The organism is Burkholderia pyrrocinia (genome assembly GCF_001028665.1).
Lineage (GTDB): Bacteria > Pseudomonadota > Gammaproteobacteria > Burkholderiales > Burkholderiaceae > Burkholderia > Burkholderia pyrrocinia.
On record NZ_CP011504.1, the window covers coordinates 750,681 to 764,005 of the forward strand.

The 13,325-nt window shown below is 68.1% G+C and carries 13 protein-coding genes; 6 read left to right on the forward strand and 7 right to left on the reverse strand.

Going from position 1 to position 13,325, the window contains the following annotated elements; translation table 11 throughout:
- The first annotated feature begins 180 nt into the window (after positions 1-180).
- Positions 181-1,020 carry a helix-turn-helix transcriptional regulator gene (locus ABD05_RS19575; RefSeq protein ID WP_047901799.1) on the forward strand — a complete coding sequence of 280 codons (840 nt, stop codon included), beginning with the start codon at positions 181-183 and terminating at the stop codon, positions 1,018-1,020.
- Positions 1,021-1,035: 15 nt separating this feature from the next.
- Here the strand turns inward: ABD05_RS19575 and ABD05_RS19580 are convergent, their stop codons facing one another.
- The 4 genes from ABD05_RS19580 to ABD05_RS19595 all read right to left on the reverse strand — a co-directional run bounded on the left by ABD05_RS19580 (position 1,036) and on the right by ABD05_RS19595 (position 5,257).
- Positions 1,036-1,956, reverse strand: coding sequence for a LysR family transcriptional regulator (locus ABD05_RS19580; RefSeq protein ID WP_047903656.1), 921 nt, complete (start codon positions 1,954-1,956; stop codon positions 1,036-1,038).
- Positions 1,957-2,088: 132 nt separating this feature from the next.
- Positions 2,089-3,279 (reverse strand): MFS transporter, encoded by a 1,191-nt coding sequence (locus ABD05_RS19585; RefSeq protein WP_047901800.1) that lies wholly within the window; start codon positions 3,277-3,279, stop codon positions 2,089-2,091.
- Positions 3,280-3,367: 88 nt separating this feature from the next.
- The gene (locus ABD05_RS19590; protein ID WP_047901801.1) at positions 3,368-4,828 is read right to left on the reverse strand and encodes an NAD(P)/FAD-dependent oxidoreductase; all 1,461 of its coding nucleotides are present in this window, start codon (positions 4,826-4,828) and stop codon (positions 3,368-3,370) included.
- Between the two features lie 84 nt (positions 4,829-4,912).
- A complete protein-coding gene (locus ABD05_RS19595) occupies positions 4,913-5,257 on the reverse strand; it encodes a cupin domain-containing protein (protein WP_047901802.1) in 345 nt (114 codons plus the stop codon).
- A 197-nt stretch (positions 5,258-5,454) separates the two neighbouring features.
- On the opposite strand from ABD05_RS19595, the gene ABD05_RS19600 reads away from it, so the two are divergent.
- From ABD05_RS19600 to ABD05_RS19610, 3 genes are all read left to right on the forward strand, one after another.
- A complete protein-coding gene (locus tag ABD05_RS19600) occupies positions 5,455-6,354 on the forward strand; it encodes a helix-turn-helix transcriptional regulator (RefSeq protein WP_047901803.1) in 900 nt (299 codons plus the stop codon).
- Positions 6,355-6,512: 158 nt separating this feature from the next.
- Positions 6,513-7,463, forward strand: a complete 951-nt coding sequence (gene speB / locus ABD05_RS19605) for an agmatinase (RefSeq protein WP_047901804.1) — start codon at positions 6,513-6,515, stop codon at positions 7,461-7,463.
- 21 nt (positions 7,464-7,484) lie between these two features.
- Positions 7,485-8,966 (forward strand): aldehyde dehydrogenase family protein, encoded by a 1,482-nt coding sequence (locus ABD05_RS19610; protein WP_047901805.1) that lies wholly within the window; start codon positions 7,485-7,487, stop codon positions 8,964-8,966.
- Between the two features lie 33 nt (positions 8,967-8,999).
- On the opposite strand, the gene ABD05_RS19615 is transcribed toward ABD05_RS19610, so the two are convergent.
- The gene (locus ABD05_RS19615; protein ID WP_047903657.1) at positions 9,000-9,404 is read right to left on the reverse strand and encodes a nuclear transport factor 2 family protein; all 405 of its coding nucleotides are present in this window, start codon (positions 9,402-9,404) and stop codon (positions 9,000-9,002) included.
- A 638-nt stretch (positions 9,405-10,042) separates the two neighbouring features.
- Between ABD05_RS19615 and ABD05_RS19625 the strand changes: the two genes are divergently transcribed.
- Together ABD05_RS19625 and ABD05_RS19630 are read left to right on the forward strand one after the other, a co-directional pair.
- Positions 10,043-10,579 (forward strand): hypothetical protein, encoded by a 537-nt coding sequence (locus ABD05_RS19625; protein ID WP_047901807.1) that lies wholly within the window; start codon positions 10,043-10,045, stop codon positions 10,577-10,579.
- 119 nt (positions 10,580-10,698) lie between these two features.
- Positions 10,699-12,045 (forward strand): DUF2325 domain-containing protein, encoded by a 1,347-nt coding sequence (locus tag ABD05_RS19630; protein WP_047901808.1) that lies wholly within the window; start codon positions 10,699-10,701, stop codon positions 12,043-12,045.
- 97 nt (positions 12,046-12,142) lie between these two features.
- On the opposite strand, the gene ABD05_RS19635 is transcribed toward ABD05_RS19630, so the two are convergent.
- Together ABD05_RS19635 and ABD05_RS19640 are read right to left on the reverse strand one after the other, a co-directional pair.
- Positions 12,143-12,466, reverse strand: coding sequence for a winged helix-turn-helix domain-containing protein (locus tag ABD05_RS19635; RefSeq protein ID WP_047901809.1), 324 nt, complete (start codon positions 12,464-12,466; stop codon positions 12,143-12,145).
- A 188-nt stretch (positions 12,467-12,654) separates the two neighbouring features.
- Positions 12,655-13,314 (reverse strand): M24 family metallopeptidase, encoded by a 660-nt coding sequence (locus tag ABD05_RS19640; RefSeq protein WP_047901810.1) that lies wholly within the window; start codon positions 13,312-13,314, stop codon positions 12,655-12,657.
- Between the last annotated feature and the right edge of the window lie 11 nt (positions 13,315-13,325).

Genomic DNA, 13,325 nt, shown 5'->3' on the forward strand with positions numbered 1-13,325 from the left:
CGCACGGGTCTGCCCCCCCGACGCAGGGGCCTTCGCGAATTCCGGCGCGCCGCGCGCAGGCCGTGTCGTCATTGTGGGGACAACGCGCAAAATCGGCGCTTTTATCCGGTGAATTCCCGGCAGACGCGCGCACGCGCTTCGCGTAACGTCGCGCTGTCATCCGCCCGCCACGGTCCGAACATGCGACTTCTCCATCCCGATCCCGCCGCGCAAGGCCACTACCTGGTCGGCGTGCGTCCCGATACGCTCGGCGCGGCGATCCGCGCGGTCGGCACGCCGGGCTTCGTCGGCGCGATCACCGCGTTCGTGAACGACAGCATTGCGGCCGATGCCGTGCATCTCGAACGCTGGCGCGCCGACACGGGCAGCGCATCGGGCCATGTCGTCGATTGGCTCGGCAGCGGCAGCCTGCGCTTGCCGGCGGATACGCTGCGCGTGATGGACGTCTATTACCAGGACTACTGCCACGTCGATCCGCTGTTCGCGCCGCTGCGCGGCAAGGCCGGCACGCTGCTCGTGCAGCGTCATATCGACGGGCTCGCGAACGGCGACTTCCGCCGCCGGATCTTCGACGAACCGGGCATCGCGCAGGAATGCGTACTGGTGCACGGCAACGCGCACGTGCAGTACGCACTGGGGCTCGCGCGCACCGGCGCTCAGTCCGCGTTCACGACGGACGAGCTGTTCCACTTCCGGCAGATGGTCGACCTGCTGTTTCCGATGTTCGAGTTGCATGCGCGCACATGCGCCGCACGGCGCGTCGCGTCGGTATCGCCGAATGCGCTGTCGCAGGCCGGGCAGGCCGGTTTCGATGCGCGCCTCGAACGGCAGCACGTGCAGCTATCGCGCCGCGAGCACGAGATCTGCCGGCTGATGCTGTGCGGGCGCTCGGTGCCCGAGGCCGCGCAGCAACTCGACGTGAAGCTGTCGACCGCCGAGTCGTATGTGAAGCGCGCGTTCGCGAAGCTCGGCGTGCGCACGCGCCGCGAGCTGTTCGACTGGGTGCTCGTCGACTGCTGAACGCGCGATGCGCGCCTACGCGGCCAGCGCGGCCGCCTTGATGTTGAACGCGCGCAGCAGGTCCTCGCAGAACGCATCGACGATCGGCTTGTCGCTGGTGCTGCGCTTCATCGCGAGATGCAGCGGCACGTCGAAGCTGAACGTCGAACGGCCGACGGCCTTCACGAGCCCGCGCTGCTCGAACGGCTCCGCGTAATGCGCGGGCAGGTAGCCGAGATGGCCGCCCGACAGGATCAGGATCGTCGCGGCCTCGATGCTGTCCGCGCTCGCGGTCACGCGCCGCTCGGGCAGCGGATACTGCTCCTCCGGCACCGGATAGGTGCGCCATACCCAGTCGTGCGCCTGCAGGTCGTCCGCCGACACCGGCCGCGCCGCGTGGAACAGCGGATGCCCGCGCCCGCAGTAGATCACCTGCTGCTCGGTGAACAGCGGCGTGTAGAGCAGGCCCGGCACGCGATGCCAGAAATAGCCGATCGCGAGATCGAGCTGGTTGTTGACGAGGCTTTCCTCGAGCTCCTGCGGCGACGCGACCTTCATCGAGAACGTGACGGCCTGGTCGCGCTTGCGGAACGCACCGATCGCGTCGGCCACGCGCGCGTTCTCGACGAGCGGCGCCTGGCCGATCAGGCCGATCGACAGCGTGCCGACCAGCTTGCGGTCGATGTCGCGCACGCGCGCGACGAATTCGGACGTCGCCGCGACGAGCGTGCGCGCCGTGGCCGCGAAGCGTTCGCCCTTCGACGTCAGGCGAAAGCCGCCGCGCCCGCGATCGCACAGCTTGAAGCCGACGCGCGCTTCGAGCGCCGACAGCTGCGTGCTGATGGTCGACTGCCGCACGCCGAGCGACGCCTCGGCGGCCGTGATGCCGCGTGCGTCGACGACGGCCAGAAAGACCCGGATAAGCCGGAGATCGAGATCGGTGGTATTCGAAAACATGCTGAAGCCGCTGCGCGTACGCGCGTTGCCCGGCCGGCCCGCACGACGCGCATCGCGCGCCACGCCGGCCGCCTTCGCCGATGAACCGAACCGGACACGCGCCGCCATCGGCAGCGGCGCGCGCCGCATCCGTCATTCAGGTGCCACTGCGAGCGCGCGCTCCATGCCGAACACCGCGGGCCGCAGCCGCACGTAGCAGAGGAACGCCACCGCGCACAGCACGATCGCCGCGAGAAGCGCCGACTGCGTGCCCGCGCTTTCGATCAGCGAGCCGCCCGCGACCGAACCGACGCCGTAGCCGAGCGCGACGCAGCCCGGCGACAGCGCGGCCGACTTGCCGATCAGGTCGTACTGCGGAATCGTCGCGTAGATCAGCAGCGCACCGCCGGTCCAGCAGCCGATGAACACGATCGCGCCGAGCGTGAACGTCGCGACCGACGCCGGCATCGCAAGCAGCACGGCCGCGACCGCGCAGCCGCCGAGGTTCACGAGCGTCCAGCGGCGCAGGCCCGGGCCGGCACCGAGCTTCGGCATCGCCGCGCAGATCACGAGGCTCGCGACGTTCGCGATGCCGAGCACGAGCGATACCGACTTGCCGCTCAGGCCCGCATCGGTGCCGATCTTCTCGAGGAAGGTCCACACGACGCCGACGCCGCCATACAGTGCGAGCTGCGCGCACAGCACGAGCATCGCGCCCTTGCGGTCGATGCTGCCGGCGACGCCGGCCGGCGTCGGCGCGGCCAGCGTCTCGCCGCGGCGAAACAGCGGCGCCGCGAGCACGAACATGCCGAGCACGCACGCGACGAAACCGAACACGCCGTGCGCGCCCCATGCGCTGCTCAGCATCGGGAAGATGTATGCGAGCAGCACCATGCTCCACATCACTTGCCCCATCAGCATCATCCCGAGATTGCGTTCCGGCGCGCGCGAATACGACAGGTAGCGCAGCGCGATCCCGTTCAGCCCGCCCGAGCCGACGCCCGCGATGAACTGCAGCGCCGAATACGCGACGAGCCCGTGTGTCGCGAGCGTGCCGAGGTTCGCGCCGGCCGCGAGCGTCACCGCGCCCGCGAGCACGAGCCGGACCGGCTGGCGGCCGAGCACGAACGCGACGAGCAGCGTGCCCGTCGATTCGCCGAGCACCTCGACGAAGCTGGACAGCCCGAGCGCCGCTTCGCCGAAGCCCCAATGGCGCTCGACCTGCCCGACGATCGCGGGCAGGCCGAGAAAAACCGTCGGCCCGAGTATGCCGAGCAGCAGCATCACGACGACGAACAGCGCGCTTTCCTGTCGCGCTTCATCCTGCAGGTTGACTACGTTCATTCGCTGTCTCTCTCCGTGTCCGCTGTGCGGACCGTCTCCTCATGGGAGCTTGGTATGGCGATGGCCCGATTCCGGGACGTCGCGTCGCTTACATCGGGAAGCCCATCGCCTTGAGCCCGCTGATCCACGCACGCTTCCAGCCGCCTTCGGCATCCGCGCCATCGAACGCATGGAACGTGATCTTCGCGGCGACCCAGCGCATCGGCTCGGGCGGGATGTAGCTCGGGCTCTGGTTCGCGATGTCGAGCTTGCGCTCCGGGCTGTCGCGATCGAACAGGATGTTCAGCCCCATGAACGCGCCGAACCGGCTCGCCGCGACGCCGAAGCCCGTATAACCGGCGACGAACACGGCCTTGTCGCCGAGATAGCGCTTCGCGAACACCGAGCCGCGCGAGCAGTAGTCGATCGGGCCGCCCCACGCGTGCGAGAAGCGCACGTCGCTCAGTTGCGGGAACGTGCGGTAGAACGCCTCCGCGAGCCGGTAGTACGTTTCGCGCTGGCCGTCCTGGTGCGGTTCCGGGTCGCCGTCGAAGTGATAGCTGACCAGGCCGCCGAAGATGATGTTGTTGTTCTTCGTCAGGCGGAAATAGTTGAGCTGCGTGCGCGTGTCGTACACGCCCTGGCGGTTCTTCCAGCCGATCCGCGCGAGCTGCTCGTCGGTCAGCGGCTCGGTCGCGAGCACGTGGTCGCGCACCTGCATCACACGGCGGTTGATGTCGGGAATCCCGACCTTCGCGGTGCCGCTGCCGAACACGACGCGCGGCGCACGCACGCTGCCCTTCGGCGTCGTCACGAACACGGTGCTGCCTTCGTCGGTCACGGTCGTGAGCGGCGTGTGCTCGTACAGCTTCACGCCGAGCGACAGCGCCGCGCGCTTCAGCCCCCATGCGAGCTTCGCCGGATGCACGATGCCGCTGCGGTTGCGCGACCACAGCGCGCCCGCGAACAGCGGCGAGTTCAGTTGTTCGAGCGTTTCGTCGCGATTCAGCAGCACGACGTTGTGGCCGTACTCGCGATGCAGGTCGTAATCGCCCTTCAGGTGCGCGATGTGCTCCGGATCGACCGCGACCGTCATCTCGCCGTTCCATTCGATGTCGGCGTCGATGTCGTAGCGCTTCAGCGTCTCCTCGAACCCGTCGAGGTTGTGATGGCCAAATTCCTCGAGCTGCGCGATGTCGTTCGGGAACACGCGCACCGCGTTCGGCAGCCCGTGCATCACCGACGTCGAGATGATCCCGCCCGCGCGGCCCGATGCGCCGTGCGCGACCTTGCCGGCCTCGATCAGCACCACGTTCAGGTGCGGCATCTGTTCCTTCGCCTGCACGGCCGACCACAGCCCCGTGAAGCCGCCGCCGACGATCAGCAGGTCGGCCGTCACGTCGCCGACGAGTTCCGGCTCGGTCGCCGGCGCGGCCGGGTTGTCGAGCCAGTACGGGAACAGCTTCGTATTCGCGAGCGCCGCCTCGACGCCCAGTGCGACCGGCGCGCCGCGCATGACGTGCGCCTGAACCGGCGCGGTCAGTTTTGCTTCGTTGACTTCCATTTCCATGATCCCAGCCATCACACGCGAAAACGAAACCGCCGCCAGGTGCGCGTCACACGGACGACGACACCACGGCGGCGGTTTCGGGCATCACGACTTCTCGAGCAGCACGTAGAACTTCTTCGCGTCCTCGATCGTCTCCCAGCGGCCCGCGAAGCCGGCCGGCAACAGGTAGCCCTGGCCCGGCGCGAATTCCTTGCGGTTGCCTTCGACGTCGGTCAGCGCGATCCGGCCCTCGACGAGCCATACCGCTTCGTCGGCCGCGGTTTCCGGAAACTCCACCGAGCCGGCCTTGCCTTCCCACCAGCCGATGATGTAGTTGCCGCTCTTGCCTTCGGCCGCGCGCCAGTCGCTTTCGTCCATCCCGAAGTCGAGCTTCGTGAATTCGCCGATGCCTGCGCCGAGCGGCAGGATGTCCTTGATCAGTTTGGTCATCTGAGTCTTTCGTCTCTTGATTGAAAAAAGCAGCGACAAAGTTACTCATTTACACTGCCCCGGTATGCCCCCCTCCGGGGGGGACAAGCGATGTTTTGCGGGGCAAACGGGTCGGCAGGACACCCGACGGTGTTTCCCCTTAATGACGCTTGTCGTTGCAACCGCTACAATCCGGCCGCTTCTCACCGGGGAACCGCATGCTGCTCAACGTGAACCCCTTCCACCGCGACAACGACCGCTTCAACGTGTCGTTCAAGGCGCTGGGCGAGCTGATCGAGACGGTCGGCACGCCGCACTTCGTGCCGCGCCTCACGCAGCTGCTGAACGACGTGGTGCCGCTCGACGTCGCGCACGTCGAACGCTCGCGTGTCGACGGCACGATGCCCACCGGCTACCGATGCGAATGGATCGGCAGCAGCGGCATCGGCACCGCGACGTCGGACATCTCGGACGTGATGACGCTCTACTACGAGCGCTTTCTCGACAGCGACCCGCTGTTCGCGGGGCTGCGCGGCAAGACGGGCACGATGCTCGTGGTGCGCGACATCGCGGCGATCCCGCCCGGCGAATTCCGCCAGCGGCTGTTCGACGACGTGCATATCGGCCACGAATGCGTGCTCGCGCGCGGCACGCGTTATTCGCAGCATTCGATCGCGCTGGAGCGCGGCCGCGACCGGCCGCCGTTCACGCTCGCCGAGATGAACCGCTTTCGCAGCATCAGCGACGTGCTGTTCCCGCTGCTCGAACTGCATGCGTCGACCACCGCCGTGCGGCGCGTCGCGCACCCGACGCCCGAAGTCCATCCGCTCGCGCAATTCGATGCGCGGATCGCGGCCGACGGCGTGAAGCTGTCGAAGCGCGAATACGAAACCTGCAAGCACCTGATCTCCGGCAAGACCGTGCCGGAAACGGCGGAGATCCTCGGCGTGCGCGTCGCGTCGGCCGAGTCGTACGTGAAGCGCGCGTTCGCGAAGCTCGGCGTGCGCACGAAGCGCGAACTCGCCGCGTGGGGTTCGGCGACCACCGCGTTCCCTTCCTCCGGCCCGCACGACGGCGCCGCGCCGCCGGCCCTCTCGCGCCGGCCTGATCCGGCCTGACCTGGCCGGGCGGCCGCGTTCGGTTGCGCCGCGTCGATGCGGCGGCGCCACTCGCATCGAGACCCGTCGATGTAAACGTTGCGACTTCAAAATCTTCGCGCGGGCGTTCTCCTCTACCATCGGCCGATCGCTTTACCTCAGAAAAAGGAGACGGCCCCATGCCCCGCGAACTGAACCAGCCGATGGGCGGCAACGAGATGCCGCGCTTTGGCGGCATCGCCACGATGATGCGGCTGCCGCAAGCCGCGACGACCGACGGCCTCGACGTGTGCTTCGTCGGCGTGCCGCTCGACCTCGGCACGTCGAACCGCTCGGGTTCGCGTTTCGGCCCGCGCCAGATCCGCACCGAATCCGTGCTGCTGCGCCCGTACAACATGGCCACGCGCGCCGCGCCGTTCGACTCGCTGCAGGTCGCCGATATCGGCGACGTCGCGACCAATCCGTACGACCTGAAGGACTCGGTGCGCCGCATCGAGGAAGCGTATGACGAGATCGTCGCGAACGGCTGCCGGCCGATCACGCTCGGCGGCGACCACACGATCGCGTGGCCGATCCTGCGCGCGCTGCACCGGAAGTACGGCAAGGTCGCCGTCGTGCACGTCGATGCGCATGCGGACGTGAACGACACGATGTTCGGCGAGAAAATCGCGCACGGCACGCCGTTCCGCCGCGCGGTGGAAGACGGCCTGCTGCAATGCGACAAGGTCACGCAGATCGGCCTGCGCGGCACCGGCTACCACGCGGACGATTTCGACTGGTGCCGCGAGCAGGGCTTCACCGTCGTGCAGGCGGAGGAATGCTGGAACAAGTCGCTCGCGCCGCTGATGGCGCAGGTGCGCGAACGCGTCGGCGACACGCCCGTGTATCTCAGCTTCGACATCGACGGCCTCGACCCGTCGTTCGCGCCCGGCACCGGCACGCCGGAAATCGGCGGCCTCACCGTGCAGCAGGGCCTCGAAATCGTACGCGGAATGAAAGGCCTGAACATCGTCGGAGCGGATCTCGTCGAAGTCGCGCCGCCGTACGACCCGACCGGCACCACCGCGCTCACCGGCGCGAACCTCGCGTTCGAGATGCTCTGCGTGATGCCTGGCGTCGCCTACCGCTAACCCGACGACAGGATGACCCTCATGTCCACCGCCGAACTTTCCCGCTCCACCGCCACGTTCGTGCTGCCCGCGGCGCACATCGCCGGCCAGCCCGTGCGCACGCATTCCGACGCGGCCGGCGCGCCGATCTGCAACGCGTCGACCGGCGACACGATCGGCTGGCAGGAATTCGCGACGGCCGCGCACGTCGACGCCGCGGTGCGCGCCGCGCGCGACGCGTTCGCCGGCTGGCGCGATACGCCGCCCGCCGAGCGCGGCCGTATTCTTGCGACGATCGCCGAGCGCGTCGAAGCCGAACGCGACCGCCTCGCCGCGCTGCAGATGCAAGTGAGCGGCAAGCCGCCGTTCGAAGCCGAAGCCGACGTCGGCGACGTCGCCGCGACGTTCGCGTACTACGCGAAGCTGTGCGAAGACCCGGCGCTGTTCGCGGCCGAAACCGTCGCGCTGCCGAGCGACGCCGTCACGGCCGAACGCTTCCACGACGCGGTCGGCGTCGCCGCGCTCGTGATGCCGTGGAACTTCCCGATGGTCACGACCGCGTGGAAGCTCGCGCCCGCGCTCGCGGCCGGCTGCGCGGTCGTGCTGAAGCCGTCCGAACTCACGTCGCCGACCGAGCACGCGCTACTCGACATCGTCGAGCAAGCTGGCGTGCCGGCGGGCGTCGTCAACGTCGTGAACGGCGGCGCCGACGTCGGCGCGGCGCTCACCGCACATCCGCTGATCGACAAGATCTCGTTTACCGGCAGCACGGCGGCCGGCCGCAAAGTGATGCAGGCCGCGGCCGAGGACATGAAGCGCGTGACGCTCGAACTCGGCGGCAAGTCGTCGCTGATCGTGCGCGACGACGCCGATCTCGACGTCGCGGTATCGCTCGCGGTCGCGGGCGCGTTCACGAACGCGGGCCAGATGTGCTCGGCCACCGCGCGCATCCTCGTGCACGACAGCGTGTACCGCAGCTTCATGGCCGCGTTCGAGACGGCCGTGCGCGCGCTCGTCGTCGCGCCGCCGGCCGCGGAGCAGGTCGCGATGGGGCCGCTGATCTCGGCCGCGCATCGTGCGCGCGTCGGAGCGATGCTCGAGCACGGCATCGATGCGGGCGCACGCGTCGCGTTCAACGGCCGGGTCGCGGATGCCGGCGGCGCCGGCTTCTTCATGGCGCCCGTCGTGATCGCCGAACCGGCCGCCGACAACCCGCTATGGACCGATGAAGTGTTCGGCCCCGTCGCATGCGTGAAGTCGTTCCGCACCGACGACGAAGCGATCGCGCTCGCGAACGACACGCGCTACGGGCTTGTCGCGACCGTCGTGACGCGCGACGCGGGCATCGCGAAGCAGTTCCAGCAACGCGTACGCGCGGGGCTCGTATGGATCAATGCGCCGCAGCTCATCTATCCGCACGTGTGCTGGGGCGGCTTCGGGCTCAGCGGGATCGGCCGCGAGCTCGGCGTCGCGGGGCTGCGCAGCTATCAGGAACTGCGCCACGCGATGCGCGCGATCGACTGACCAGTGCGGCCGTTCAGGCCGTTGGCGACGCCGTCACTGTCGATGTGCCGACGCTTCCGCCTCGGTATCGTGATACTCGGCAAACGCCGTGATCTTGCCGTTCTCGATCGTGATCAGATGCACCCACTCGTCCTCGTACGTGCGTCCGGTCGAGTGGACATACCAGCGTTGTGCGCCGACCACGACGACCCGGCTGCCGCTGGCGATGAACTCGCGCGGCTCGAACCGTTCCGCGGTCTGCGCCGACGCAAGCGCCGCGAAGAACGCCGCGACCTCCTGGGGCCCATGTCTTCTGCCGGCGAACGGAATGAAGCCGGTCGGCCCTGGTATGAACCAGTCGACGCTTTCGGAGAGCGTCTGCAGGATGCCGTCGATATCGGCCCTGCCGAATGCCGCGTACGCCTGCTGCACCAGTTGAACGTTGCCTTGCTCGGTCATCATGCCCTCCCGTCATCGCCGGTTCGCAGCGTTGCGGCGCGAAGCGCGGGCTGCAGTCAATTCAGCATAGTCGAACCGCAGCGCGACACACTTAGGGTTGGCGAGCAATCGAACGGCGCCGATTTGATATGAGCAATCCGGGACGCCACTATCCTGTCGCCACGATGACATGCGCCTGAATCTTGCCGGCCACCGGCCCGTCGCCAAGGTGGGCGGAAACTGCCTCTGTCGCCCGGTCCGTAGCGAGCTGAAGCAAGCCGGCATCGCGCGCATCGATTTCGTTGCGCAGCGCCGTTCGTCTATTCGTAGAAGGCAAGGACTCGATAACTGGAACCCAAACGTCCAGTCTGGCCGCCATTACGTCGCGCGCGGTCGAAACACCCGGAATGGCCACGCGTGGTGACGGTGGCATCTACGTCCGAGTAGACAGCGGTGTCCGGTCCTGGATCAATACACAACTGAAACCCGTCGCTGTCGGAACGCGCTAGTCGCCGCATTGGTCCCCCGCTACCTCGATTCACGCGTCGCTCGTCGCCAACCTTCTCATTCACCACAACGACTCCTGTCAGGCATCAATCGACTGCGCCATCGATATATCCCATAGAATATATCGACATCTGCACCACCGGAGACACGCCATGCCCCGCACGCCGACGGACCGCGCACTGCTGCGCGCCGCACGCGACCAGACGCCGGCACTGACTTGCAAGATCAGCGCGCTCAGGCCGTTGCCGAGCGACGGGCGCGCGCAGCAGGTCACGGACGTCGTCGATGCGTTCCGGCGCCTGCGCGGCAGCGTCGCGCGCTTCATCCGGCTATTCTCGGCCGCCACGGACGAAACGCTGTCCGCGATGAGCCTGCGCGAATTGCTGGCGGCGCTCGAACGCGACGCGCGCGCCGCGCGCTTCACGCGCCTGCCCGAACTCGAACATGCAATCGGTCAGGCGCACGGCCTCGAACGCACGCGCGACGACGTGTTTTCCGATTCGTTCAGCAACGATCCGGCCGCGATGCGCGACGCGGTCACCGCGCTGGAGCGCGTCGACGTGATGCTGGTCGGACTGTGCGTCGAGTACGTGATGGCGTGCCACGCGCCGGCATCGCTCGCGGTTTCGACCGCAACGCCGGCCCTGGCCGCACTGTCGCGCACCGACCGTTCGACCGCACTCTGCTGACGCGCCACCCCGCATTTCTCCGCGATTTCTCCGGAATTTCACCCGTTATATTCCGTGGTATATTTCGCGAATCTTTCGCGCATCCGTCCCCGGTCCGACAGGGCCGGACAGAGGTCAACATGCACGCTCCGCCCTTTCGCCTTGCCCGCACGGCGGGCCTCCCGTCGTCCGGCGGCCACCCGGCCGCGGCAACCGGCGCGCGAGTCGACGCGTGCTGTGCGCCGTCCCGTGCGCAACAGGTCGAGCTGAAGCGCCGCGCGCGCCTGTCCGAACTCGATGCAAACCTGCACTGCTCGATCATCGGCACCTGCCTGACCACGCACGAACTGCGCCGGCTCGTGCCGAAATTCACCGATCTCGACCGGCAGCGCGCCACCGACCTCGAAATCCATCACGCGGCCGTCGAGCTCGCAATCGACGGCGCGGCCGGCGCCAAGGCGTTGCACAAGGCGCTCGACGAACGCTATGCCGGTGCGATACGCGCGTTCGACAGCGCGAAGGATGCGGACGAACTCCTCGCACGCTGGAAGGAAGCGCTCACGAGCGGCGACATTCCGCCCGCGTACTGGGCGCTGATGACGCATCCGCGCACGACGATGGGCGTGCGCCAGGCCGCGTTCGGCGACCTGCACATGCTGTCGCACCTGGTCGGCGCGGCCAATCGCGCCGACATCCGGCGGCTGGTCGCGCTGGAGGAAGAGAATGCGGCGCTGCACGCGAAGATCGAACGGCAGCAGGCGCGCCTGCACGAGATGAGCACGCAGCGCGACACGGTGCTGAAGGAACTGGATGCGATCAACGCGCGCCAGAACGCGCAGCCGCTGGCTGCCGAATCCGTATTGCGCGACGAAGTGCAGGAGCTGCGCGAAGCGCTGGCCGCGCGCGACGAACGGCTCGCGCTGCATACGAGCCGCCGCGAGGCGGCCGAACAGCGGATCGCCGCGGAACAGGCGAGCGCCCGCGCGATGCGCGCGCGGCTCGACGACCTGATGGCGATGGTGAAGACGCTGCGCGCCGAAGCGAGCGCGATCGAGCAGGCGGTGCAGGCGTCGACGGACGATCCGGCCGAACAGACGGTGGACACGCTGTCGATGCTTCGGCACACGCGCCTCGTCTATGTCGGCGGGCGGCCCGGGTCGAACCGCGCGATCCGGCGGATCGTCGAGACTGCGGGCGGCGAGATGACGATGCACGACGGCGGCATCGAGGATCGCAAGGGTCTGCTGGCCGCGGCGTTACCGGGCGCGCACCTGGTCGTGTTTCCGGTCGACTGCATCGACCACGATTCGATGAACCTGCTCAAGCGCATCTGCGAACGCAATCACATCGCGTACTACCCGCTGCGGACCGCCAGCGTCGCCAGCTTCGTCGAACTGATCGGGCGGCTCGATGCGCAAGCGCGCGATGTCATCGCGCCGGACGCCGCCGCAGGCGACACGCCGCGCTTTTGCCTGCGGCACGGCTAGGGCCTGTTCCCGCGAATGACTGGCTCGCGCTGGCCCCACGCATGATTTTTCCAAACAGCGGAACGTGCCCTGAGCAGGCGTCAACCTGAAGAAGCCTTCAGCGGCGCACCATTTTCGTGAGCGCGGCGATCTCGTCCGCGCAAGCCGCGTACGCGCGCTCCTCGATCCCGCGATAGAGGCGGATGATCTCCTCGCCGACCGGCGTCAGCACGCTGCCGCCGCCACTCTGCCCGCCGTGCTCGGACACCGTCGCCGGCGATTTCAGCGAGCGGTTCAGCTCATCCATCAGCAGCCACGCGCGCCGGTACGACATCTTCAAACTGCGCGCCGCCGCCGAAATCGAACCGTGCTCGCGCACGGCCTCCAGCAGCGCGACCTTGCCCGGGCCGAGCGCGATCGTATCGGCCTGCTGGATGCGCATCCTGAACCGCACCTCTGGCTTGGGGTGTGCCGAAGTCTTCATGTTGTTTGCCGTTAGAACGATGCGGGCAAGCATACACGATGGCCGGCGCGGCAAACGCCGGCAGCACACGCGCCGCGCCCGGATCTCGAGCACGCGCGCGACGATGCCGGCCAGCCGCTTCACGGGCGCGCCACCGGGCGCCTCGCCTACACGAGCAGGTCTTCGTGGAACGCGCCGAACGGCCGCGTCGGATGCGCGATCTGGATCTCGAGGATCCACAGGCCGGCGGCCGGCGCACCGTCGAAATCGCCGAGATTGCCGGCCTTGTAGATCGCGTGCGGGAAATCGCTGACGCGATGCCCCTTGATGTCGACGTTCAGCCGGAAGCCGTGCGCGTCGGCGCGTTGCGCCGCGAATTCGTACAGCGAGATACCCGCGCATCCGGTGGTCCGCCAGTGATGCTCGACTTCGCCGTAGATGATGCGCGCCGCGCGCGCACAGGCATGCATGTCCGGATCGTCGCCGCACACGAACGTCGCGCCCGCGTCGCCCTCGTGCTTCGCCCAGACGGCGCCGAGGTCGATGAAGAAGATGTCGTCGTCGGCGAGGACGGGGTCCGCCACCGAACGCTCCTTGAACGTGCGCAGCGTGTTTTCCCCGAAGCGGACGAGAATCGGATGCCAGATCCGGTCCATCCCGAGATCCTTGAGCACGCTCAGCCCCAGCGCGTTGGCCTCCGATTCGCGCGTGCCGGGGCGGATGCCCGCGGCGATCGCGTCGACAGCCTGCCACGTCATGGTTCTTGCATGCTGCATCGCGTCGAGCGAAAAGGCCTCGCCGACGGCTTCGCGTTGCGTCGAATTCAAAATGGTGCTCC

Excerpts from the sequence above, each read along its gene's own strand:
- ABD05_RS19615 (WP_047903657.1), bottom strand. The coding sequence starts at position 9,404 with ATGACCGAGCAAGGCAACGTTCAACTGGTGCAGCAGGCGTACGCGGCA.
- ABD05_RS19590 (WP_047901801.1), bottom strand. The coding sequence starts at position 4,828 with ATGGAAATGGAAGTCAACGAAGCAAAACTGACCGCGCCGGTTCAGGCG.
- ABD05_RS19585 (WP_047901800.1), bottom strand. The coding sequence starts at position 3,279 with ATGAACGTAGTCAACCTGCAGGATGAAGCGCGACAGGAAAGCGCGCTG.
- ABD05_RS19630 (WP_047901808.1), top strand. The coding sequence starts at position 10,699 with ATGCACGCTCCGCCCTTTCGCCTTGCCCGCACGGCGGGCCTCCCGTCG.
- ABD05_RS19625 (WP_047901807.1), top strand. The coding sequence starts at position 10,043 with ATGCCCCGCACGCCGACGGACCGCGCACTGCTGCGCGCCGCACGCGAC.
- ABD05_RS19635 (WP_047901809.1), bottom strand. The coding sequence starts at position 12,466 with ATGCGCATCCAGCAGGCCGATACGATCGCGCTCGGCCCGGGCAAGGTC.
- ABD05_RS19610 (WP_047901805.1), top strand. The coding sequence starts at position 7,485 with ATGTCCACCGCCGAACTTTCCCGCTCCACCGCCACGTTCGTGCTGCCC.
- ABD05_RS19580 (WP_047903656.1), bottom strand. The coding sequence starts at position 1,956 with ATGTTTTCGAATACCACCGATCTCGATCTCCGGCTTATCCGGGTCTTT.
- ABD05_RS19595 (WP_047901802.1), bottom strand. The coding sequence starts at position 5,257 with ATGACCAAACTGATCAAGGACATCCTGCCGCTCGGCGCAGGCATCGGC.
- speB (WP_047901804.1), top strand. The coding sequence starts at position 6,513 with ATGCCCCGCGAACTGAACCAGCCGATGGGCGGCAACGAGATGCCGCGC.
- ABD05_RS19575 (WP_047901799.1), top strand. The coding sequence starts at position 181 with ATGCGACTTCTCCATCCCGATCCCGCCGCGCAAGGCCACTACCTGGTC.
- ABD05_RS19600 (WP_047901803.1), top strand. The coding sequence starts at position 5,455 with ATGCTGCTCAACGTGAACCCCTTCCACCGCGACAACGACCGCTTCAAC.